The sequence below is a fragment of the Bacillus atrophaeus genome (assembly GCF_039519175.1).
GTDB classification, from domain to species: domain Bacteria; phylum Bacillota; class Bacilli; order Bacillales; family Bacillaceae; genus Bacillus; species Bacillus atrophaeus.
The window spans coordinates 3,748,289-3,772,008 of sequence record NZ_CP154443.1 but is presented as its reverse complement, the minus strand read 5'-3'; the positions used below and the strand labels follow the sequence as shown (position 1 = coordinate 3,772,008).

Sequence of the window (23,720 nt, the reverse complement as noted above, 5' to 3'; positions counted from 1 at the left end):
ATGCTACATTTCAACAGAAAAATGAATGAGAATGCTTATCACATAAGGGGTTATCTACATAACCTCCCCTTGAATGTCGACTTTAAACATCGATTTATCTTTAAAATCTGTTAAAATAAAAAGAAGAAAACATCGATTTTTGTCAGAAAGAATGTGGGTGAGGCAGTTGTCATTAAATTACTTCGATATTATGGTACTTGACTGTCTGGAAAAAATAGATGCAGAACGGTCTCAAAGCGCTGTTTTTCATTTGTTAAAAGGAAAAAGATCGTCTCAAACGATACAAGATGCCGGATTATTTCAGATCGCAAAATATTTTGGAATGGTTCCGGACTGTTCAAGGAGTGACATCACAGCATCACTGAAAAAGCTTAAACAGCTCGCATTCGTGAAAGCGATGAATGAAAGAGATACATACAGGGTGACAGCGGAGGGAACACAAGAATTGAAGCGGGCGCTTTTTGCCAGACCTTGGCCCGCTCATTGCCACGGGGCTTATCACCAGCAGGCTGCAAAAATATTTTGGAAAAGGTTCTCCCTTCTTGTTCAGGTGTTATCAAATAAGCAGCATCATTGCCAGCGATATACACCCATTACAAAAGACACTCAAATTTTGCAATGGGTGAAACGCTATTTGCGCCGCCATCCCGACCATAACGCCCTTAGTGCCAGCGTGTGGGGCATGATAACAGATCATTTGAACAAACTCAGTGAAAAACAGGCGCTTATCTTTGTGTACTCATTAACTTCATATGAAAGAATAGGTTATACAAACAGGCAGCTTGCCGATTCACTTCGTGAGGATGAGCGGTATGTTTATATTCTGTTTTGGGGTGCTGTACATTATTTTATTCAATCCATCCCGCATTGTGAACATTCTGTTTTAGCGGATCTTCTTTCTGATACGGTGCTTGAGAGCGCCCTTACACAGTCGGCAAGAAAAACGCTGCATCTGGTTCAAAAAGGTTTTCCGATTGAACGGATAGCGGATATAAGAAACCTGAAAACAGCGACAATTGAAGATCATATCGTGGAAATTTCTTTGCATCAGCCCTCATTTTTTATTGAACAGTATATTTCTAAAGAGGAACAGCAGCGAATCGTTGAGTTTGCAAAGAATATGCAGACCAATAAAATGAAACGAATTTGGGAAGGGTTGCATCAGCAGTTTAGCTACTTTCAAATTAGACTGGCACTGGCAAAAACGGTGAGTCAATATGAATAAATTACAACAAGCCTTATATCAAAATTTTGGTTTTCATACCTTTAAAAAAGGGCAAGAGGAAATCATCCAAAGTGTGCTGAATGGAAAAGATACGATTGCTATGCTGCCGACTGGCGGAGGGAAATCGCTCTGCTATCAACTGCCGGGGTATTTGCTGGACGGAATGGTTCTTATCATTTCACCTTTGCTTTCTTTAATGGAAGACCAGGTACAGCAGCTGAAAGCGCTGGGAGAAAAACGGGCAGCCGCTCTCAACAGCATGCTGAGCCGGAATGAGAGAAATGCTATTTTGGAGAACATTGGACGTTATAAATTTTTATATTTATCCCCTGAGACTCTTCAGTCAGATTACGTTTTAGACAGGCTGAAAAGAGTGCCGATCAGTCTTTTCGTTATTGATGAAGCCCACTGTATATCCGAATGGGGCCATGATTTCAGACCGGATTATTCGAAGCTCGGACAGCTCAGGAAGACACTTGGCCATCCGCCGGTACTTGCGCTAACGGCTACGGCCACAAAGAATACTTTGCTAGATGTCATGAATTTGCTTGACCTGCAGCATGCTGACCGCCATCTCTATTCAGTGAATCGCCCCAATATTGCTTTAAAGGTTGAAAATGCGGCGGATACTGCCGAAAAAATACACAGGACGATCCAGCTCGTCGAACAGCTTCAGGGTCCTGGTATTGTATATTGTCCGACAAGGAAGTGGGCTGAAGAATTATCGGCTGAAATCAAAGCGAAAACCAACAGCAGAGCGGATTTTTACCACGGCGGAATGGAGTCCGGCGACAGAATTTTAATACAGCAGCAATTTATCAATCATCAGCTGGACGTGATTTGCAGTACGAACGCTTTTGGGATGGGCGTAGATAAAGCGGATATCAGATTTGTTATTCATTTTCACCAGCCTCAGACTGCTGAAGCCTTTATGCAGGAGATCGGCAGAGCAGGGCGGGACGGGAAGCCGAGCATCAGCATTTTATTAAGAGCGCCGGGAGATATTGAGCTGCAGCAGCAAATCATCCAGATGGAATATTTGGCTGATCATGAAATCAGTTCGATCTTAAGCATTTTGACAGCAACTGAAGAGCGGGATGAAAAAAAGCTGAGGGAACTCCTAATCAGCCATGGCGTTTCAGAGACTCAAGCCCGTACCATCATCCACCTTTTTTTAAGCGGAAAGACGTCTATAGAGCTTATGACTCAGGAATTGTCGCACCGCATGGAATTGAAGCTGGATAAAATGTATCATCTTTCTGCACTGCTGGAACAAAAGAGCTGTTTAAGGGAGTCGCTGCTTTCTTATTTTTCCGAAGCTTACAAGCCTGAGCATACGCAAAATCAATGCTGCAGCCGCTGCGGTATCGATCTTACCGCCTATGAACAAAAAGGAGAAGGTAACAAAATGGAACAGTTTGACAACTGGCGATCAGAATTGAATCGAATATTCGGCCTGCAGTCTGAAGGTGAGCTGTGCTGAAACAACAAAAAGATTTGATTGACCAGCTGTCAGATGGGGATATGCTAAAGCAATTATATATGACACAGTTAATTGTTATAATTGTGTCGGCTGTAGCAGGACTGTTTTTATTTCAGCATGCAAATGCCTTTTTTAAGCTTTGGAATATTTGGGACCCCCGTATTATATGGTATGGTGTTTCGCTTGCTGTTATTGTTATTATATTGGATCTGGCAGTGATGAAATGGTGTCCGCCTCACTTATATGATGATGGCGGGATAAATAAAAAGTTATTCAGTAAGAGGTCAGTCCCTCATATTATATTTTTAACGCTTCTGATTGCCTTTACAGAGGAAATCTTATTTAGGGGCGTATTGCAGACACATATCGGTTTATGGACTGCAAGTCTGGTGTTTGCCGTTCTTCATTTTCGATATTTGACAAAATGGCTGCTTTTTATCATGGTGACGGCGATCAGCTTTTTGCTTGGCCTTATCTATGAATGGACCGGTAATTTATTTGTACCGGTTATGGCGCATTTTATCATTGATGTAGTGTTTGCCTGTCAGATTCGTTTTCAACAGGTTAGGAGGGAAATGCATGACGAAAATGTCAAGAGTAGAGAGAAGAAAAGCCCATAATCTTTATGAACAGCAAAAAGACGTTTTTGAAGAAGAGCATGTTGACCAACAGGATGAAACTCTTCCGTCAAGACAGTCAGTAAAAGATCAGAGAAAAAAGAAGCAGGAAAAGGCCAAAACCAAAACACCGTTATTTACGGTTCTTGCCGTACTGTTTGTATTTGTTCCGATTATCGTGTTTGTCAGTCTGCTGTATTTCACAAAAAGCGATCCGTTTAATCCGAATAAAGATTATGAAGATGTCTTTATCGACAGCAGCCAAAGCAAGTATGAATCTCTGCCCAAGGCTGCAAAACAACAAGAAACAGAAGATACTGTTGCATTGCAGGATTCCGCAAAAAAGACAAAAGATCAAGAAACAGATAAAAAAACAGAGGATCTCGAATCCTCTGTGAGTAAAAAAGAACAAGTGAAGGGCAATAAGCCTTCGGAGAATAAAAAAGAACCAACAGAGGAGAAAGAGTCCTCTATACATAAAAAAGTTGATACCAAGGCCAATGAGAAGTCAGAAAGCAAGGCTTCTGCTGCCGCTGCCCCAGAGGAAACAAAGACGGTGCAAAAGGATACTCAGCAAGCGCAGACTAAAGAAGATGCAACTCGAGTTGTGAAACATACGGTCAAAAAGAAAGAAACCTTATATCGTATTTCCATGAAGTATTATAAAAGCAGAGCCGGCGAAGATAAAATCCGCAATTATAATAACCTAAACGGCAATGAAGTGTACACCGGCCAAGTTCTTAACATTCCCTTGACCAATTAACAGGCATGTATTTTGCAGGCCTCTCATATATTGTACCAATGAATGATGGACAAGGTGTGAAGCGCATGGAACGAATATGGGATCAATTAGACCGTTTTACTGACGCTCCGACAAAACAGATGCTTCAAGCGCTGGTGAAACGGAAAGTAAAGTATGAAAATTACGCCAAGCAATGCCGAAGGTGGCAGTGGACCTCGCTTATCTGTTTTGGTTTGTTATGCTTATTTTTCATTTTTAAAGGTTTCAGCCTAAATCAGCAAGCGCCTCAGATCATGCTTGAAGAGTTTCTGAACCATACGGTTTATTTATTTTGGATGATGGCGGCCGCTTTTGCATATTGTACGTCTTACTATTTTAAAAAGAAGGAAGAAAAAGCCGAGGGAGAGTATCACAAGCTGAGATGTGAAATCATACAAAAAAGCACTGATCTGTGGCCTCAGCCTGAAAAATGGAAGGCGAGAGAATCTGTTTTTCAAATGATGAAGCACCAATATGACATCAATCTATATTTTGAAAGTAAATAAATTGCGGCGTTTTCTCAAACGATAGAAACGTCTTTTTTTTATTGGCCGTCTTATTGATAAGTCATAAAGAATGGAGAGTTTTTATGAAGCTTACAGTTGCAATGGCCGGCGCGCTGACTGCAGCAGCAGCGGCAATGACGGTGAAAATGTATACTCTTGCTAAAGGTAACCACCTTAAAACCCACACATTTGCTTTACCAAAAATGAAAGGCATGACCCCGCTTACGATCTTTTTTATTTCTGACATTCATAAACGTATGGTTGACAGAGGCTTGTTACATGAAGCTGAAAGCCATCATCCTGACCTTGTCATTATTGGCGGTGATTTAGCGGAGGGGGGCGTCCCTTATGCAAGAATCGAAGAAAATATAAAACGGCTTGCGGATCTTGCTCCTGTCATGCTGGTATGGGGAAATAATGATTATGAGGTCAGCCAGCAAAAGCTTCTTTTGATCTGTGAAAAATACAAAGTCACTCCTTTACGCAATGAATCGGTACCGTATTTCTATAATGGGCATACCGTAACAATTGCAGGTGTGGATGATATCAGGATGGAAATGGACGATTATGCCGCTGCCATTAAGGACGTTGATAAACAGCAGCTTAATATACTTGTTTCTCACAACCCTGCGATTCATGAACAAGTAAACGAATCTGACGGCATAGATGTCATTTTCAGCGGACACACACATGGCGGACAGATTCGGTTTGGCAAGTTCGGGCCTTATGAATTGGGGACGACCGGCCATGTGAAAAATGCGCGCTATCTCATCAGCAACGGCTATGGCACAACGAAGGTGCCGCTTCGGTTCGGAGCTAAGCCGGAAACGCACATTGTGACACTTGCCGCACCGCCAGATCCTTCTGTATAAAATGCAATTTTTACTAAAAACAGCCGGACACTTCAAGAAAAGACTGCATTGTGCTTGTCTTACCAGTGAACACAGTGTAAACTGATAACAAATTAAGAACCTATGACTCATCATCTCATATAATGTGTTATATGATTTGTGTGCAAGAAGAGGCAGGAGGGAACGTTATGCGGCTTGAGCGTCTGAATTATAATAAGATAAAAATCTTTTTGACACTCGATGACTTGACAGATCGAGGGCTGACAAAAGAAGATCTCTGGAAGGACTCATTTAAAGTCCACCAGTTATTTAAAGATATGATGAATGAAGCAAATACAGAGCTCGGATTTGAAGCGAATGGACCTATCGCAGTCGAAGTGTATTCTCTCCAAGCACAAGGCATGGTTGTCATCGTAACAAAGAATCAGGAAGCGGATTCAGAGGACGAGGAGTACGATGACGATTACATTGAGATGCAGGTGAAGCTGGATGAAAGTGCAGATATTATTTATCAATTCCATTCATTTGAAGATATTATCCAGCTTTCTGAAAGCCTGCAGCGCATCGGCATTTTGGGAGGGACCGTTTACCATTATGAAGGCCAGTACTTTTTAAGCCTTGACGATCTCGGTTCCCGTTCATCCGAAGGGGTTGTCGCAGTATTGGCTGAATACGGAAGCCCGACCACTTTAACGATCTATCGCTTGCAAGAGTACGGGAAAGTCATTATGGACGGAAATGCTGTTGAAACGATCCGGACTCATTTCTCATAAAACATATAAAAAAACTGCTGTTTATGACAGCGGTTTTTTTTATTAGATAATTTAGGTAAAAATCATCAAAAAACTAACGTTTAACCTATGCATAGCTGATATGAAGGTGTATACTATTCTCTGAAAGGGAGCATGTGAGAAACAGAAGATTCTAGGAGGTTAACTTAATGGTAGCCGATCGAAACACCGGTCATAATGAAGAAGACAAACTTGATGTATTATTATCAACCCAAACCGTAATACATAAGGCTCTTGAAAAATTGGGGTATCCAGAGGAAGTTTATGAATTATTAAAAGAACCGATGAGATTATTAACGGTGAAAATACCCGTTCGCATGGACGACGGGTCTGTGAAGATTTTTACTGGTTATCGCGCCCAGCACAATGATTCAGTCGGTCCGACAAAAGGCGGAATTCGTTTTCACCCGAATGTGACAGAAAAAGAAGTGAAGGCGCTTTCAATTTGGATGAGTTTAAAATGCGGAATCATTGATCTTCCTTATGGCGGGGGTAAAGGCGGAATTATTTGTGATCCAAGGGATATGTCATTCAGAGAACTGGAAAGACTGAGCAGAGGCTATGTCAGAGCGATCAGCCAGATTGTAGGGCCGACAAAGGATGTGCCTGCACCAGACGTGTTTACCAATTCTCAAATTATGGCTTGGATGATGGATGAGTATTCAAGAATTGATGAATTTAATTCACCAGGTTTTATTACAGGTAAGCCGCTTGTGCTTGGAGGTTCTCACGGAAGAGAATCAGCAACTGCAAAAGGCGTAACCATCTGCATAAAAGAAGCGGCTAAGAAAAAAGGCATTGACATTCAAGGTGCGCGTGTAGTCGTTCAGGGCTTCGGAAACGCGGGAAGCTATTTGGCGAAATTCATGCATGATGCGGGAGCCAAGGTCGTCGGGATTTCCGATGCATACGGCGGACTTTATGATCCGTCCGGACTTGACATTGATTATTTGCTAGACCGCCGGGACAGCTTTGGAACAGTAACGAAACTGTTTAATGATACGATTACGAACCAAGAGCTGCTTGAATTAGAATGTGACATTCTCGTTCCCGCTGCGATTGAAAATCAAATTACAGAAGAAAACGCCCATAACATTCAAGCTAAAATCGTTGTCGAAGCGGCTAATGGTCCGACAACGCTGGAAGGGACGAAAATCCTTTCAGGCAGGGATATTCTGCTTGTTCCTGACGTGCTTGCAAGCGCAGGCGGCGTTACGGTTTCCTATTTTGAATGGGTGCAAAATAATCAAGGCTTTTACTGGAGCGAAGAAGAAGTTGAAGAAAAACTTGAAAAAATGATGGTCAAATCATTTAATAATATCTATGATATGGCGCAGAACCGGAGAATTGACATGAGGCTTGCAGCCTACATGGTCGGTGTTCGAAAAATGGCTGAAGCTTCTCGTTTCAGAGGCTGGATCTAAGTCAATCATTTGCATAAAAATAAAAAATCTCCTATGATGATATAGGAGATTTTTTATTTATGAACGGAATATCTTGATGGAATTGCCAATCGCAGGAGTTGAAGGAAATGATTGAAGAAAAAGCAATAGTTATTGGCGGGGGGCCATGCGGGTTATCAGCAGCCATTCACCTAAAACAAATTGGCATTGATGCACTTGTTATCGAAAAAGGAAATGTGGTCAACAGTATATACAATTATCCGACCCATCAAACCTTTTTCAGCTCAAGTGAAAAGCTTGAAATCGGTGATGTGGCGTTTATCACTGAAAACAGAAAACCCGTTAGAATTCAAGCATTGTCTTATTACCGGGAAGTTGTCAGACGCAAAGACATACGCGTAAATGCATTTGAAACGGTGCAGACCGTTACGAAAACAGACGGAAACAAATTTCTGATCGAGACATCGAAAGGAACTTATGTGACACCGTACTGCATTATCGCAACAGGCTATTATGACAATCCGAATTATATGAACCTTCCGGGGGAACAGTTGCCTAAAGTTTTTCATTATTTCAAAGAAGGCCATCCATACTTTGATAAAGATGTTGTGGTCATCGGCGGGAAAAACTCAAGTGTTGACGCCGCGCTGGAGTTAGTGAAATGCGGAGCGCGGGTTACGGTATTGTACAGAGGGAAAGAGTACTCATCAAGCATTAAGCCTTGGATACTGCCGGAGTTTGAAGCACTTGTGAGAAACGGAACAATCCGTATGGAGTTTGGTGCATGTGTTGAAGAAATCACGGAAGATAAAGTAATGTTCCGTACCGGACAAAACGAATTGGTGAGCATAAAAAATGATGTTGTATTTGCCATGACAGGCTACCATCCGGATCACGGTTTTCTTAAAAAAATCGGCGTGAAGATAGACGAAGAATCAGGCCGCCCTTATTTTAACGAAGAAACGATGGAAACAAATGTGGAAGGTGTTTTTATTGCAGGGGTTATCGCTGCCGGCAATAATGCCAATGAGATTTTTATTGAAAACGGGCGTTTCCACGGCGGATTAATCGCATCTGAAATCTCAAAAAGAAATCATCATTAAACAGGTTGTAAGATTGGGGCATATGAAAAAGATTCATATGCTCTTTTTGCGGTTTTTCATAAAAGGCAGATGTAAAATGATAAACAACATGATACGATAGTTATAGGAATTTAAAGGAAAGAGGTTGCCTGATGTTTGCAATCATCTCTGCAGGAATAGCTCCAGGCATCGCGCTGTTAAGCTATTTTTATCTAAAAGATCAGTATGACAATGAACCTGTACACATGGTACTGCGTTCTTTTTTTCTGGGTGTTGTACTAGTATTCCCTACCATGTTTATCCAATATGTATTAGAAAAAGAAAATGTGGGATCCGGAAATTTGTTTGTTTCTTTCTTATCGTCAGGTGTTTTAGAGGAATCGTTAAAATGGTTTATCCTGATGGTAAGTGTATATCCTCACGCCCATTTTGATGAACATTATGACGGGATTGTATACGGAGCCAGCGTCTCCCTTGGATTCGCAACCCTTGAAAATATTCTCTATTTAGTCGGCCATGGAGTGGAACATGCTTTTGTGAGAGCGCTTTTACCTGTTTCATGTCATGCTCTCCTTGGTGTTATTATGGGATTTTACCTTGGAAAAGCACGTTTTTCGGATCAGAAAGCCCGCTTGAAATGGCTGCTTCTCTCATTGGTAATTCCTTCAACTCTTCACGGGTCGTATGATTTTATTCTGACAGCCCTTCATAATTGGGGCTATTACATGATCCCCTTTATGCTTTTTTTATGGTGGTTTGGTTTAAGGAAAGCGAAGAAAGCCCGCACCGTCAATATGATGCAATTATAATGTTGGAAGCTGCCCACTCGTGCAGCTTTTTTTTATGCCTGCAGGAAGAATGTTAAGAGGGATAAGAAGGAAAGAGTGTATAAAAATAACCTTGCTACAGAAAATACGACTACACTAAAAATTTGCTGTAGGAGGCTTGAAAAGATGAAGTCCAAAGGTGCGATCATGGTATGTCTCATCCTTTTTTCCTTTACAATAACCGCTTTTTCAAATTGCGAGAAGATTTATGCCTTTTCAAATCAAGTGATTCAAAGAGGGGCGACGGGAGATGACGTTATTGAATTACAAGCGCGTCTTCAATACAACGGATACTATAATGGCAAGATAGACGGGGTCTATGGATGGGGAACGTACTGGGCGGTACGGAACTTTCAAAACCAGTTCGGTTTAAAAGAAATTGACGGTCTTGTCGGAGCACAAACAAAACAAATCTTAATTTCAAAATCCAAATATTATCGGGAATATGTGGTTGAGCAGCTTCAAAAAGGAAATACATTTACACACTACGGAAAAATTCCGTTAAAGTATCAAACAAAGCCGTCTAAAGCAGCTACCCAACAAGCAAGGCAGAAGGCGGAGGCACGGCAAACCCAGCCTGACCAAAACCAAAAAGCGCAGAACAAATCAGCTGGCAATCAGCAAGCACAAAATAACGCACCGGCACAAAAGACACCGGAAAAAAAACCGGATGCTGTTGCGGCAAATATGCCGGGAGGGTTTTCAAATAATGATATTCAGCTTCTCTCTCAAGCAGTATATGGTGAAGCAAGGGGCGAGCCATACGAGGGGCAGGTGGCGATCGCAGCCGTTATTTTAAACCGTATTAACAGTCCATTGTTCCCGAATACGGTAGCGGGAGTTATTTTTGAACCGCTCGCCTTTACAGCGGTTGCCGACGGCCAGATTTATATGCAGCCGAATGAACGGGCCAAAGAAGCAGTGCTTGATGCGATTAATGGCTGGGACCCAACTGAAGAAGCCCTTTACTATTTTAATCCGGATACAGCGACAAGCGCATGGATTTGGGGACGACCGCAGATTAAAAGAATCGGAAAACACATTTTCTGTGAGTAAGAGCATGAAAAAAGCATAAAAAAGAGGTGTGACAAATGATTAGAGGAATTTTAATCGCCGTACTGGGAATCGCCATCGTCGGCACAAGCTACTGGGGATATAAAGAGCACCAAGAAAAAGACGCTGTGCTTCTCCATGCTGAAAATAACTACCAGAGAGCATTCCATGACCTGACGTATCAAGTTGACCAGCTTCATGATAAAATCGGAACGACATTGGCCATGAACAGCAAAAAATCACTGTCTCCCGCTTTGGTAGACGTATGGCGGATTACCGCGGAAGCCCACAACAATGTGAGCCAGCTTCCGCTTACCTTAATGCCGTTTAATAAAACGGAAGAGTTTTTATCCAATATCGGGGATTTCAGTTACAAAGCATCTATCAGGGATTTAGATCAAAAACCGCTCGATGAAAAAGAATATTCATCCCTCAATAAGTTGTATCAGAAGTCAGAGGATATTCAAAATGAATTGCGCCATGTCCAGCATCTCGTTATGAGCAAAAACTTACGCTGGATGGATGTTGAGATGGCGCTAGCGTCCGATGAAAAACAGAGTGACAATACGATCATAAACAGCTTTAAAACAGTTGAAAAAAACGTAGGGTCATTCTCTGAATCCGAGTTCGGCCCGACCTTCACAAGCACGAAAAAAGAAGACAAAGGATTCACCCATCTGAAAGGAAAACAAATAACTGAACAAGAAGCAAAGAACATCGCTCAGCGCTTTGCTCCGGACGATAACTATTCAATTAAAGTGAATAAAAGCGGCAAAAAAACAAATCGGGACGTTTATAGCGTCAGTATGAAAGACCCGGACCAAAAAGCAGCAATCTACATGGACATTACCCAAAAAGGCGGACATCCTGTTTATCTCATTCAAAACAGAGAAGTAAACAAACAGAAAATCAGTTTGAATGAAGCCTCAAACAAAGCGCTTGCGTTCTTGAAGAAAAATGGATATGAGACAAAGGACCTTGAAATAGATGAAAGTGCCCAGTATGACAAAATCGGTGTATTTTCATATGTCCCGGTTGAAAAGAATGTGCGGCTTTATCCGGAAGCCATTCGTATGAAAGTGGCGCTTGATGATGGTGAGGTCGTCGGTTTTTCAGCGCGTGACTTTTTAGCGGCACACCGCACAAGAGATATTCCTAAGCCGGCTCTTTCTGTTGACGAAGCAAAAGAAAAACTGAACAAAAACGTGGATGTGAAAGAAACAAGGCTTGCAATTATCACAAACGAGCTCGGGAAGGAAGTGCTTTGCTACGAGATGCTCGGTACGATTGAAAACGATACGTACAGGATGTTTATTAATGCCGATGACGGAACAGAAGAAAATGTCGAAAAACTAAAAAATGCTGAACCTATATACAAAGACCTATAAAAAACAAGGAGGAAAGGACTAAATGTCTTTTCCTTTTTTACATAACATGCTTTAATAAAAAAGTGAAGCATAATGAAAATGAAAGAGTGAATTTCATGATAGATGTCGGGGATAGTGTAACAATTGAATATAAAGAAGAAAACCAATTGAAAACAGTAAAAAGTAAAGCCGTGAGTGTGGAAAACGGTGAGCTGTTTATTGCATACCCAGTCGATCAGCATACAGGCCGGACGGCATTTTTACATAACGGCACTGAGGTGATGGTGGAATTTGTCGGAAAAGATGAAATGCCGTATCAGTTTAAAAGCAGCGTGAAAGGAAGAAAGAAGGACAAAATTCCGATGATTTGCCTGTCGCTTCCCAGCCAAGAACAGATAAAAAGAATACAAAGGCGGCAATATCTGCGGATCAGCGCCATATTAGATGTATATGTTCAAAGGAACAGCGATCAAAAAACGTTTCAAACTTTTTCATACAATATCAGTGCCGGAGGAATTGCGCTTCTATTGCCGGAAAACCTGTCCTTTATGCCTGAGGAAGAGCTGCATTTGCGAATCTGCCTTCCTGAAGAGAAAAAAACGCTTCAGGTCGACACAGACGCAATCGTCAAACGCGTCTTTTATGATACCAAATCAACAAAATATAAAATGACGCTGGAATACTCTAATATTGCCTCAGATCAGCAGCAGCTCGTACTGCAATACTGCTTTCGGCGCCAGCTTGAAAATAGAAGAAAGGGGCTCGCGGAATAAACAGGGGTAAACATTTCCATACTATTTGTATTGGAGGTGCGCCGTAATGAAAACTTTTGAACGCCTGCTGGTTAAATTATTGCTCGTCCAGGCAGTGATATTGATCGGTGTCCAGTGTCTTTTTCATTATCAACATATTGAACCATATGTATCAAAAGCCGTTCGATATGAAGGGGTCGATAAAATGGAAATTGAAGAATGGATAGAGACATTAAAGCCGTAAGTATCGTCAATTTTTTCACCCTTTTTTGTATAGTTCATGATACAATCCATAGAGGAGAAAAGAGCAAGGAGAGAGATTATGGAGAAGAAATTATCAATTGCTATTGATGGACCGGCAGCTGCGGGGAAAAGCACTGTAGCAAAAATTGTAGCTGAAAAAAGGTCATATGTTTATATTGATACAGGAGCGATGTACCGGGCTATTACATATGTAGCGCTCAAGGAATCAGCAGATTTAACGGATGAAAAAATGCTGTCAGAGCTGCTGAAGAAAACAACTATTGAATTGATCACATCAAAAGAAGGACAAAAAGTATTAGTAAACGGAAATGATGTGACAGAAGATATCAGAAAAGATGAAGTCAGCAATCAAGTTTCTATCGTAGCCAAGCACAGATCAGTCAGAGAAGAAATGGTCAGAAGACAGCAGCTGCTGGGAGACAAAGGCGGCGTTGTCATGGACGGGCGTGACATCGGCACTCATGTGCTGCCGAATGCGGAAGTGAAAATCTTTCTCTTGGCGTCTGTTGAAGAGAGGGCCAATCGCCGTTTTGAAGAAAACGTAAAAAAGGGCTATGACGTAAATTACGAAACGTTGATTGAAGAAATCGCCAGAAGAGATAAGCTGGATTCCGAGCGGGAAGTTTCGCCCCTTCGCAAAGCGGATGATGCGGTCGAAATTGATACGACATCACTCTCAATTGACGAAGTGGCGGGCAGAATACTCGAGATTGCAGATCAAAAGTCCCGTCCAGCCGATAAGTAACTTCTTTTTTGAAATTTTTCAACAAAGACAAGATGTTATTGCTTGACAAACCTGTCCTTTTATTAGAAGTTAATACTAATAAAACTTTTTATTGGTCATTCAAAATCTTTTTTTGAATGATTCTTTAATACATATTCGGCTAAAAGCGGGCATGTTGCATGTTCAGCTTTCAAACCGTTTTAATTAAGCTGTGTAGGTTTGGACCAAGGAGGTTATTCAAATGACAGAGGAAATGAATCAAATTGATGTTCAAGTGCCAGAGGTTGGAGATGTAGTAAAAGGAATTGTTACAAAAGTGGAGGACAAGCATGTAGATGTTGAGATTATCAACGTCAAGCAGTCCGGCATTATTCCAATCAGTGAATTATCAAGTCTTCATGTAGAGAAAGCATCGGATGTCGTAAAGGCTGACGACGAGCTTGACCTGAAAGTGACGAAAGTGGAAGACGATGCTTTGATTTTATCTAAACGTGCTGTTGATGCAGACCGCGCTTGGGAAGACCTTGAGGAAAAATTTGAAACAAAAGAAGTGTTTGAAGCTGAAGTGAAAGATGTGGTAAAAGGCGGGCTCGTGGTTGATATCGGCGTTCGCGGTTTTATTCCTGCGTCGCTTGTTGAGGCTCACTTTGTCGAGGATTTCACTGATTATAAAGGAAGAACGCTTACTTTAATCGTAGTGGAGCTTGACAGGGATAAAAACAGAGTCATCCTGTCACATCGTGCTGTCGTAGAAAAAGAGCAAACAAATAAAAAACAAGAATTTCTGCAAACTCTAGAAGTCGGAAGTGTGCTTGAAGGTAAAGTGCAGCGTTTGACTGACTTCGGAGCGTTTGTAGATATTGGCGGGATCGACGGTCTTGTCCACATTTCGCAGCTTTCCCATTCTCATGTGGAAAAGCCATCTGATGTGGTGGAAGAAGGCCAGGAAGTGAAGGTGAAAGTCCTTTCTGTAGACCGCGATAATGAGCGTATTTCTTTATCTATTAAAGAGACGCTTCCGGGACCTTGGAGCCAGATTGGCGAAAAAGTCAAAAAAGGCGATGTTCTTGAAGGAAAGGTTCAGCGCCTCGTAAGCTTCGGTGCGTTTGTCGAGATTCTCCCCGGAGTGGAAGGCCTTGTGCACATTTCACAAATTTCCAATAAACATATCGGCACACCGCATGAAGTTTTGGAAGAAGGGCAAGATGTAAAAGTGAAAGTCCTTGATGTGAATGAAGGCGAGGAACGCATCTCACTTAGCATGCGTGAACTGGAAGAAGCGCCTCAAGGCGGTCAAGAAGACTATCGCCAGTATCAGGCCAAAGAAGAACAAAGCTCCGGTTTCCAGCTTGGAGATCTAATTGGTGATAAACTTAATAAACTAAAATAATTGGTGATGAACGTGACACGAGCAGAACGAAAAAGACAACATATAGATCACGCGCTGTCTACCGGACAAAAACGAGAGACAGGTCTTGACGATATAACGTTTGTTCATGTCAGTCTTCCCGATCTTGCATTAGAACAAGTGGATATAACAACAAAAATCGGCGAACTTACGAGCAGTTCGCCGATTTTTATCAATGCAATGACAGGCGGCGGCGGACAACATACATATGAAATTAATAAATCGCTGGCGAGAGCGGCGCGGGAGGCGGATATTCCTCTTGCTGTGGGTTCGCAAATGTCGGCTCTTAAAGACCCTTCTGAACGCTTTTCTTATGAAATTGCGAGAAAAGAAAATCCTAATGGGCTTATTTTTGCTAATTTAGGCAGTGAAGCGACAGCAGAACAGGCGAAACGGGCTGTTTCAATGCTTGAGGCGGATGCTCTGCAAATCCATCTGAACGTCATTCAGGAAATTGTCATGCCGGAAGGGGACAGAAGCTTCAGCGGTGCGCTTGGACGAATTGAGCAGATGTGCAAGGAGCTCGAAGTGCCTGTCATTGTAAAGGAAGTCGGATTTGGAATGAGTAAAGAATCGGCTGCCAGGCTGTATGAGTCGGGTGCGGCAGCCGTTGATATCGGCGGTTACGGCGGCACGAATTTCTCAAAAATTGAAAATCTCCGCAGAGATAAGCAACTGAACTTTTTTAACTCGTGGGGCATTTCAACAGCTGCAAGCTTAGCTGAAATCACATCACAGTTTCAAGATAAGGCTGTTATCGCTTCCGGCGGTCTGCAGCATGCGCTTGATGTGGCCAAAGCGATCGCTCTCGGCGCTTCCTTTGCCGGAATGGCAGGCTACTTCTTAAAGGCGCTTACCGCTAAAGGGGAAGACGGATTAATTGATGAGATCCGTGAACTTCTGCAAGAACTAAAGGTGATCATGACTGTGCTAGGGGTCAAAACCATCCCTGAATTACAGCAGGCTCCTCTCGTCATACAAGGAGATACCCACCATTGGCTGAAGGAGAGAGGCGTGAATACATCCGCTTTTAGCGTACGTTAAAAGGATGACAAAAAAATCTTTGTCATCCTTTTCGTATGCTTTTTTTTAATGCCTATGATTTCCTCTTTTTGAATTCCCCGTTTTTCTCAAGGGCTGTCGCGCCGTTATGGTGAATGGACTGATCTCTGTCTGACTCCACTCGGTGAGAAGCTTTGAGTTTTCTTTCCTGTCTGTCTCTTCCCATCATCATTCTCCTTTTCGTTTATCAGCTGGTTTAAAAAACGTTCTCCGGCCCCATACTGTGTGTAGATGGAGGAACGCGAAATGGAACCATTTTATTATTATTGGTCAATGTGGTTTTTGTGGATACTGACGACTTTTATCCTCGAAAAGACAAAAAGCCGGTTTATCGTATCTGTTTTTATTTTGACAAATATCATCTTAAGCATACATCACTTTACTTTTTATTTTACGCTGAATGCGGCATACGTGATGTTTTATATAGCTGCATGTGCCTTTGGCGGTTATTTGGGTATGTATAAACGGCTCCGTTACATCGTTTTGCATATGACATTGGTGTTTGCGTATGCTTTTGTCTTTCTTTTTGCATTATATGATCCGGTTTGGTTCATCATAGAACCTGAGTGGGTTGTTGTGATGGTTTTTACGGTCGTGACAGCCGCGGTTGAAAGGAACTTTCGCGAGCGGCTTGCATTATTTGTTCTTGGAATGTGCCAGGGGGAGCTTTTGTACTCTTTCATCATTCAAAGATTTGCGGGTGCAGTCAACATTGGTGATTTTCAATGGCTGTATGCATGCTCAGCAGGCACGATTTTGCTGTTTGGTATCTCAAAATGTGAACAGCTTGCCGGCCAACTAAGTCAAAAAGGTAAAAGATCCAACAAAGGAGCCACAAAAATGTCATGAGTAATTATGTATATCCCATTATTGCGGGAGTCATTGCAGGAGTGCTGACAAGGCTTTATATGCTGAAAACTGATTACCGCCAATATCCTACCTATATCCATGGAAAAGTGATTCATATCGCGCTTGGGTTAATTGCTGCTGGCCTCGGTGCAATTATTATGCCGGCTTTGTTGGAAGAAGAATTTACCGCGATTACCTTTCTGACATTAGCGGCAACGCAATTTCGAGATGTACGGAATATGGAGCGGAACACGCTGACCCAAATGGATTCTTATGAGCTTGTGTCCAGAGGCAGCACATATATCGAGGGGATTGCGATCGCGTTTGAAAGCAGAAATTATATTGTTATATTCACCGCGCTTCTCACAACTTCAGCTTATGTGTTTTTCTCTTTATGGGCAGCTGTAATTGCGGCGGTTGTTTGCTTCTTGCTCGCGATGAAATTCATGTCTGGAAGTGTATTGAAAGATATAGTGGATATTGAATACATAAAGCCCCGTTTTGAAGGACCGGGTTTGTATGTTGATAATATTTATATTATGAATATCGGGCTGCCTGAGAAACAAGAGCTGATTTTAAAGCATGGAATGGGATTTATTTTAACACCGAAAAACTTTAATTCAGCTACTACAATTGCCAACTTAGGACAGCGGCAGGCTATTTTATTCGATGTTTCCAATGTGCTCGGCGTCTATCGCGATTCAGGGGAACCGTCACTTACGCCGCTGGCAAAACGGGATCTCAATGACGGCCGAGTCGGCATCTTCGTTCTGCCGCAAGTGCATCATCCGGATACCGCGCTTCAGATTATCAGCAATGTTCCGACCCTTGAGAATGCGATCAGAATGCCGACTGAATTTATTAAAAAGCAAGATAAGGTGATAAAATGAGCGATTCCTTAACGAATTTTGTATTGGCTGTCATAACGACCAACCGAAACCGGGCGAGCGGCGGGACAACCATCTTTTTTTGTGAAGATCAAAAGGAAATGGAGCTTTACGCTACAAATCTTGAAGCCATTCTTGACGGAATTGCCCATCGTATTGGGGACGACTTATATTTGATTGTGAAACATTTTTAAGAATACGTTGTGATCTTACTGAAAACTGATATAATAAATGAGTTAAGCCCTTCAGTGTGAAGGGTTTCTTTTCATAAAAAGTAAAAATAAGAATTCTAATAACCGGTTGAAAATTTATGTAAAAAATGAAAGCGGCTGGATTGAAAGGAAGGGTACAATGGGTAAACCTGTCGTAGCCATAGTCGGGAGACCGAATGTAGGGAAGTCCACAATCTTTAATAGGATTGCGGGTGAAAGAATTTCAATAGTAGAAGATACCCCTGGAGTGACCAGGGACCGGATATACAGCTCAGCTGAATGGCTGAACTATGATTTTAACCTGATTGATACGGGCGGTATTGATATCGGTGATGAACCGTTTATGACACAGATTCGCCAGCAGGCTGAAATCGCCATGGATGAAGCGGATGTCATCATTTTTATGGTGAATGGCCGTGAAGGAGTGACGGCAGCCGATGAAGAGGTCGCTAAAATTCTGTACCGGACGAAAAAGCCGGTTGTTCTTGCGGTGAATAAATTGGATAATACTGAAATGAGAGCGAATGTTTATGATTTTTACTCGCTTGGTTTTGGAGAGCCATATCCGATTTCAGGCACCCATGGACTGGGGTTAGGTGATTTGCTTGACGCTGCAGCGGAACATTTCAAAAACATTCCGGAGACAAAGTACAACGAAGAAGTTGTGCAATTTTGCCTTATCGGACGCCCGAATGTCGGAAAATCTTCTCTTGTTAACGCTATGCTCGGAGAAGAGCGGGTCATTGTAAGCAACGTGGCCGGAACAACAAGAGACGCAGTGGACACAATGTTCAGCTACAATCAGCAGGATTTTGTGATTGTCGATACTGCAGGTATGAGAAAAAAAGGAAAAGTATACGAAACAACCGAAAAATACAGTGTGCTGCGTGCGCTAAAAGCGATTGACCGCTCAGAAGTGGTTGCCGTTGTGCTTGATGGGGAAGAAGGCATCATTGAGCAGGACAAGCGTATTGCAGGCTATGCCCATGAAGCGGGCAAGGCTGTAGTCATTGTTGTGAACAAATGGGATGCTGTTGATAAAGATGAGCGGACGATGAAAGAATTCGAGCAAAATATCCGCGATCATTTTCAATTTCTTGATTATGCGCCGATACTATTCATGTCGGCTTTAACAACAAAACGCATTCATACGCTGATGCCTGCTATAATTAAGGCGAGCGAAAATCATTCGCTCCGTGTGCAGACCAATGTTTTAAATGATATCATCATGGACGCGGTAGCGATGAATCCGACACCGACGCATAATGGGCAGCGCCTGAAAATTTACTATGCGACACAGGTCGCTGTAAAGCCGCCGAGTTTTGTCGTTTTCGTAAATGATCCGGAGCTTATGCACTTCTCTTACGAAAGGTTTTTAGAAAATCGGATCAGAGATGCGTTTGATTTTGAAGGGACACCAATTAAAATATTTGCAAGAGCGAGAAAATAAAAAGGTGTGATTCAACTATGAAAAAAGTGACGATGCTCGGAGCTGGGAGCTGGGGAACCGCACTCGCTTTGGTCCTTGCAGATAACGGACATCAAGTGTGTATGTGGGGTCACCGCCCTGAGCTTATCAGTCAAATTAATGAACGTCATGAAAACAAGGATTATTTGCCGGATGTAAAGCTTCCTGAAGAAATTACAGGAACAACAGATTTGCAGGAATCATTGAAGGATGCTGATTTTATTATTGTCGCTGTCCCGACAAAAGCAATCCGTGAAGTATTAAGCCAAGCTGTCCCTTATATTACTAAAAAGGCTGTCTTTGTCCACGTCAGCAAAGGGATTGAACCGGACACGCTTCTTCGTATTTCTGAAATTATGGAAGAAGAGCTGCCTGCCGATATCAGAAAAGATATCGTCGTGCTTTCCGGACCGAGTCATGCAGAGGAAGTCGGCCTGCGGCACCCGACTACGGTGACTTCTTCTTCAAAAAGCATACAGTCGGCGGAAGAGGTACAGGATTTATTTATGAATCATAATTTCCGCGTATACACAAACCCGGATATTATCGGCGTGGAAATCGGCGGTGCTTTGAAAAACATTATCGCCCTTGCAGCAGGGATCACTGACGGCTTAGGGTACGGAGATAATGCAAAGGCGGCCCTGATTACGCGGGGACTTGCCGAAATCGCCAGACTCGGAACGAAAATGGGCGGCAATCCGCTGACTTTTTCAGGCTTAGCGGGTGTAGGGGACCTGATTGTGACGTGTACAAGCGTTCATTCAAGAAACTGGCGCGCCGGCAATATGCTTGGAAAAGGTTACAAACTCGAAGCTGTTCTTGAAGAAATGGGAATGGTGGTTGAAGGGGTCCGCACCACAAAAGCGGCTTATCAGCTGTCTGAAAAGTATCAGGTGAAAATGCCGATTACAGAAGCTCTTCATCAGGTTCTTTTTAACGGGCAAACAGTAGAAACAGCAGTCGAATCTCTAATGGCGCGGGTGAAAACCCACGAAATGGAGGATTTAGTGAATACGTTTGAAAATCAAGTGAAGTAAAAAAGTGACAATCCGCTGACAGCCTGCATATTCTGGGTTGAACGATTATCACGAAAAAATGGAGCTTCCCGGCCCGGAATCGCTTGAAACATTTTGGCGATTTAGGCAGGAGAGGATGCATCTGTACGGACACTTGCATACTATAGCATCGAAGTCCAAGAGAGCTGGATCTAAAACGTGTAGGTAAATATAGTCATATGACTGAAGCGAAGACCCCCCTTTGCTTCAGTTTTTTTGTGCTTTCAAAGGTTGGAAAATCTGTTGATCTTTTCAACCTTTGTATATTAAAATGAAATATAACGCTTACATAACATATATACAGGGGAAGGGGCGGATCGTTTGAGTCTGGCATTAATGAAAATGTGGTTTGCACTTGGAGCCATGGGTTTAATGTTCATCGCCGTTGCAGCTATTTATATGAGCCGATACAAATGTAAAAATGCTTTTTTGAAAGCTGGCGTGTCTTCACTTGCCTACGCTTGTATGCTGATATCGGGATTGATCGTGATCATTGTCGTTTTCAGCGGCCCTGTCAATGAATAAATGTGCAAAAGGAAGTGTGGTATGGTCAAACTGAAATGCGCCTTCATTTTCTTTTCTGCGATTCTTTTATCAGGGTGCTTATACCCGGAGGAGCGCAAAGTTGAAAATGCCATTCCTTATGAGGAGCAATTAAAACAGGTTCAGTCTGCGGTTGACAAGTTTAAAGAGGCGAATGGAGGGCTTCTTCCGATTCAGACAAAGGATATGAAAACACCGATTTATCAAAAGTATCCGATTGATTTTAATCGCTTGGCCCCGAGATATATCGCTGAACCGCCAAGCTCAGCTTTTGAAAGCGGAGGAGACTACCAATATGTGCTCGTGGATGTGGAGAACAATCCTTCCGTAAAGCTGATAGATTTAAAGATGGCTGAAAAAATCCGTGATATCAAACTTCGGGTAAAAATGTACAAGGAACAGCAAGGCTATCCCCCTTATGAGGATGTATTATCCCGTGATTTATTCACCTTAGACGAGAAGAAATTGGGTGTGAAGCATGCGCTCACCGTCACAAGCCCCATATCGGGAGCCTCTCTGCCGCTTATGATCGGAGGCGATGGAGACATCTATGCTGATTACAGGATTGATTTGGCCGATTGTATGAAACAAAGCAAAAAAGACCTCAAGCCCGGCGCTGAAATCCAGGATATCATTTGGGAAGAGACACCCTTTGTACCCGCGTTTTCCGTCAAGTATACCGTTAATGAAAAACAAGAACCCGTTTTTTTAGAAAATGATATGAAACAGGAATGAACCTTTCTCCCTCGCATACAAATAGGGAGAAAGGTTTTTTCATACTTTACTAGAATGAGGATTGAAAATTTTCTAAAGGTGTCATATTGAAATAGGACAACGTCATACACATATAGTGTCCTGTATTTGATTGATGAAGGTGAAATGAATGGTGAATAAAAATGATTAGGATAGGAAGTCCGGGAGGGGATCACTTGGAAAAGGTCGATATTTTCAAGGATATCGCTGAACGAACAGGAGGCGATATATATTTAGGGGTCGTTGGAGCTGTCCGTACAGGGAAATCTACGTTTATTAAGAAATTTATGGAGCTTGTGGTGCTCCCGAATATCAGCAACGAAGCTGACCGTGCACGTGCACAGGATGAGCTGCCGCAAAGCGCTGCCGGAAAAACGATTATGACAACAGAGCCTAAGTTTGTTCCTAATCAGGCGATGTCTGTCCATGTATCAGACGGACTTGATGTCAATATAAGGCTGGTAGATTGCGTAGGGTACACCGTGCCCGGAGCTAAAGGCTATGAGGATGAAAACGGACCGAGAATGATTAACACGCCTTGGTACGAAGAGCCGATTCCATTCCATGAGGCTGCTGAAATCGGTACGAGAAAAGTGATTCAAGAACACTCGACAATCGGGGTAGTCATTACCACAGACGGTTCTATCGGCGATATCGCCAGAAACGACTATGTCGAAGCAGAAGAACGAGTCATTGACGAGCTGAAAGAAGTCGGCAAACCTTTCATTATGGTCATTAACTCGGTGAAGCCGTATCATCCTGAAACAGAGGCGCTGCGCCACAGTTTAATGGAAAAGTATGATATCCCGGTACTGGCGATGAGTGTTGAAAGCATGAGAGAAACAGATGTACTCAGCGTGCTCAGAGAAGCGCTTTACGAGTTTCCGGTGCTTGAAGTGAATGTGAATCTCCCAAGCTGGGTCATGGTGCTGAAAGAGAACCATTGGCTGCGGGAAAGCTATCAAGACTCTGTCAAGGAAACGGTAAAAGATATCAAACGGCTGCGGGATGTTGATCGGGTTGTCGGTCAATTCAGCGAGTTCGACTTTATTGAAAGTGCAGGACTCGCCGGGATTGAAATGGGGCAGGGGATAGCTGAAATTGACTTGTATGCGCCGGATCACCTATACGATCAGATTTTAAAAGAAGTAGTCGGTGTTGAAATCAGAGGAAGAGACCACTTGCTTGAGCTTATGCAGGATTTTGCCCATGCGAAAACAGAGTATGATCAGGTCTCCGACGCTTTGAAAATGGTGAAACAGACCGGATACGGGATCGCTGCGCCGGCATTGTCGGATATGAGTTTAGATGAACCTGAAATCATACGGCAGGGCTCCAGATTCGGTGTCAGGCTGAAAGCGGTCGCGCCATCCATTCATATGATCAAAGTTGATGTAGAAAGCGAATTCGCTCCGATCATCGGGACTGAAAAACAAAGCGAAGAACTTGTCCGCTACTTAATGCAGGACTTTGAGGATGATCCGCTTTCCATTTGGAATTCAGATATTTTCGGAAGATCGTTAAGCTCCATCGTGAGGGAAGGCATACAGGCCAAATTATCTCTCATGCCTGAGAATGCGAGGTATAAACTGAAAGAAACGCTGGAAAGAATCATTAACGAAGGCTCCGGCGGTTTGATAGCGATTATCCTGTAATATGGAAGACCTCTTTAGAAATGGGAGGTCTTTTTTTATTGTCCGCAGATAATGGAAATAGATCAAGGAATAGGATGATATAAGTAAAAAAAGGAATATTTG

Annotated in this window: 26 protein-coding genes; 25 read left to right on the top strand and 1 reads right to left on the bottom strand. The window is 42.6% G+C overall.

What is annotated here, in order from left to right:
- The first annotated feature begins 166 nt into the window (after positions 1-166).
- The 17 genes from AAHT65_RS18840 to fni all read left to right on the top strand — a co-directional run bounded on the left by AAHT65_RS18840 (position 167) and on the right by fni (position 16,178).
- Positions 167-1,225 (top strand): helix-turn-helix domain-containing protein, encoded by a 1,059-nt coding sequence (locus AAHT65_RS18840; protein WP_343310670.1) that lies wholly within the window; start codon positions 167-169, stop codon positions 1,223-1,225.
- The gene (locus AAHT65_RS18835) at positions 1,218-2,708 is read left to right on the top strand and encodes a RecQ family ATP-dependent DNA helicase (protein WP_094232297.1); all 1,491 of its coding nucleotides are present in this window, start codon (positions 1,218-1,220) and stop codon (positions 2,706-2,708) included. Before AAHT65_RS18840 ends, AAHT65_RS18835 begins: the two co-directional genes overlap by 8 nt.
- Before the next feature lie 14 nt (positions 2,709-2,722).
- The gene (locus tag AAHT65_RS18830) at positions 2,723-3,328 is read left to right on the top strand and encodes a CPBP family intramembrane glutamic endopeptidase (RefSeq protein ID WP_285977918.1); all 606 of its coding nucleotides are present in this window, start codon (positions 2,723-2,725) and stop codon (positions 3,326-3,328) included.
- Positions 3,288-4,088 carry a LysM peptidoglycan-binding domain-containing protein gene (locus tag AAHT65_RS18825; protein WP_343310669.1) on the top strand — a complete coding sequence of 267 codons (801 nt, stop codon included), beginning with the start codon at positions 3,288-3,290 and terminating at the stop codon, positions 4,086-4,088. Before AAHT65_RS18830 ends, AAHT65_RS18825 begins: the two co-directional genes overlap by 41 nt.
- A gap of 65 nt (positions 4,089-4,153) precedes the next feature.
- Positions 4,154-4,612, top strand: a complete 459-nt coding sequence (locus AAHT65_RS18820; RefSeq protein WP_061670078.1) for a YpbF family protein — start codon at positions 4,154-4,156, stop codon at positions 4,610-4,612.
- Positions 4,613-4,695: 83 nt separating this feature from the next.
- Positions 4,696-5,484, top strand: coding sequence for a metallophosphoesterase (locus AAHT65_RS18815; protein WP_063638485.1), 789 nt, complete (start codon positions 4,696-4,698; stop codon positions 5,482-5,484).
- A 167-nt stretch (positions 5,485-5,651) separates the two neighbouring features.
- On the top strand, positions 5,652-6,236 hold the full coding sequence (locus AAHT65_RS18810) for a genetic competence negative regulator (protein ID WP_004429724.1): 585 nt from the start codon (positions 5,652-5,654) through the stop codon (positions 6,234-6,236).
- A gap of 167 nt (positions 6,237-6,403) precedes the next feature.
- A complete protein-coding gene (gudB, locus tag AAHT65_RS18805) occupies positions 6,404-7,678 on the top strand; it encodes an NAD-specific glutamate dehydrogenase (protein ID WP_004429726.1) in 1,275 nt (424 codons plus the stop codon).
- A gap of 107 nt (positions 7,679-7,785) precedes the next feature.
- Complete coding sequence (locus AAHT65_RS18800) at positions 7,786-8,760, top strand: YpdA family putative bacillithiol disulfide reductase (protein ID WP_010789079.1); 975 nt, start codon at positions 7,786-7,788, stop codon at positions 8,758-8,760.
- A gap of 131 nt (positions 8,761-8,891) precedes the next feature.
- Positions 8,892-9,548 carry a glutamic-type intramembrane protease PrsW gene (gene prsW / locus AAHT65_RS18795; RefSeq protein ID WP_088117482.1) on the top strand — a complete coding sequence of 219 codons (657 nt, stop codon included), beginning with the start codon at positions 8,892-8,894 and terminating at the stop codon, positions 9,546-9,548.
- A gap of 144 nt (positions 9,549-9,692) precedes the next feature.
- Entirely contained in the window at positions 9,693-10,622 is a 930-nt protein-coding gene (sleB, locus tag AAHT65_RS18790; protein WP_010789078.1) for a spore cortex-lytic enzyme, read from the top strand.
- Between the two features lie 35 nt (positions 10,623-10,657).
- Entirely contained in the window at positions 10,658-12,007 is a 1,350-nt protein-coding gene (ypeB, locus tag AAHT65_RS18785) for a germination protein YpeB (protein WP_094232292.1), read from the top strand.
- Between the two features lie 95 nt (positions 12,008-12,102).
- Complete coding sequence (locus AAHT65_RS18780; RefSeq protein ID WP_094232291.1) at positions 12,103-12,759, top strand: flagellar brake protein; 657 nt, start codon at positions 12,103-12,105, stop codon at positions 12,757-12,759.
- Positions 12,760-12,805: 46 nt separating this feature from the next.
- On the top strand, positions 12,806-12,982 hold the full coding sequence (locus AAHT65_RS18775; protein ID WP_010789076.1) for a YpfB family protein: 177 nt from the start codon (positions 12,806-12,808) through the stop codon (positions 12,980-12,982).
- Positions 12,983-13,060: 78 nt separating this feature from the next.
- Positions 13,061-13,747: a (d)CMP kinase gene (gene cmk / locus AAHT65_RS18770; protein ID WP_004429739.1), complete on the top strand. Its 687-nt coding sequence runs from the start codon at positions 13,061-13,063 to the stop codon at positions 13,745-13,747.
- A gap of 220 nt (positions 13,748-13,967) precedes the next feature.
- Positions 13,968-15,116, top strand: a complete 1,149-nt coding sequence (rpsA, locus tag AAHT65_RS18765; protein ID WP_004429740.1) for a 30S ribosomal protein S1 — start codon at positions 13,968-13,970, stop codon at positions 15,114-15,116.
- Between the two features lie 12 nt (positions 15,117-15,128).
- Complete coding sequence (fni, locus tag AAHT65_RS18760) at positions 15,129-16,178, top strand: type 2 isopentenyl-diphosphate Delta-isomerase (protein ID WP_343310668.1); 1,050 nt, start codon at positions 15,129-15,131, stop codon at positions 16,176-16,178.
- Between the two features lie 52 nt (positions 16,179-16,230).
- On the opposite strand, the gene AAHT65_RS18755 is transcribed toward fni, so the two are convergent.
- Positions 16,231-16,362 (bottom strand): YpzI family protein, encoded by a 132-nt coding sequence (locus tag AAHT65_RS18755; RefSeq protein WP_004429742.1) that lies wholly within the window; start codon positions 16,360-16,362, stop codon positions 16,231-16,233.
- A gap of 80 nt (positions 16,363-16,442) precedes the next feature.
- Here AAHT65_RS18755 and AAHT65_RS18750 point away from each other — a divergent pair, with 80 nt between their 5' ends.
- From AAHT65_RS18750 to spoIVA, 8 genes are all read left to right on the top strand, one after another.
- Positions 16,443-17,045, top strand: coding sequence for a YphA family membrane protein (locus tag AAHT65_RS18750; RefSeq protein WP_216413578.1), 603 nt, complete (start codon positions 16,443-16,445; stop codon positions 17,043-17,045).
- On the top strand, positions 17,042-17,935 hold the full coding sequence (locus AAHT65_RS18745) for a YIEGIA family protein (protein ID WP_004429744.1): 894 nt from the start codon (positions 17,042-17,044) through the stop codon (positions 17,933-17,935). The genes AAHT65_RS18750 and AAHT65_RS18745 overlap by 4 nt, the downstream gene beginning before the upstream one ends.
- Positions 17,932-18,126, top strand: a complete 195-nt coding sequence (locus AAHT65_RS18740) for a capping complex subunit for YIEGIA (protein ID WP_199680781.1) — start codon at positions 17,932-17,934, stop codon at positions 18,124-18,126. The genes AAHT65_RS18745 and AAHT65_RS18740 overlap by 4 nt, the downstream gene beginning before the upstream one ends.
- Positions 18,127-18,283: 157 nt before the next feature.
- Positions 18,284-19,594, top strand: a complete 1,311-nt coding sequence (der, locus tag AAHT65_RS18735) for a ribosome biogenesis GTPase Der (RefSeq protein WP_004429746.1) — start codon at positions 18,284-18,286, stop codon at positions 19,592-19,594.
- A gap of 17 nt (positions 19,595-19,611) precedes the next feature.
- Positions 19,612-20,649 carry an NAD(P)H-dependent glycerol-3-phosphate dehydrogenase gene (locus AAHT65_RS18730; RefSeq protein ID WP_061670085.1) on the top strand — a complete coding sequence of 346 codons (1,038 nt, stop codon included), beginning with the start codon at positions 19,612-19,614 and terminating at the stop codon, positions 20,647-20,649.
- Positions 20,650-20,988: 339 nt separating this feature from the next.
- Positions 20,989-21,192: a DUF2768 domain-containing protein gene (locus AAHT65_RS18725; RefSeq protein WP_004429748.1), complete on the top strand. Its 204-nt coding sequence runs from the start codon at positions 20,989-20,991 to the stop codon at positions 21,190-21,192.
- Between the two features lie 21 nt (positions 21,193-21,213).
- Complete coding sequence (locus tag AAHT65_RS18720) at positions 21,214-21,945, top strand: hypothetical protein (protein WP_343310667.1); 732 nt, start codon at positions 21,214-21,216, stop codon at positions 21,943-21,945.
- Positions 21,946-22,139: 194 nt separating this feature from the next.
- Positions 22,140-23,618 (top strand): stage IV sporulation protein A, encoded by a 1,479-nt coding sequence (spoIVA, locus tag AAHT65_RS18715; protein ID WP_010789069.1) that lies wholly within the window; start codon positions 22,140-22,142, stop codon positions 23,616-23,618.
- Positions 23,619-23,720: the final 102 nt, after the last annotated feature.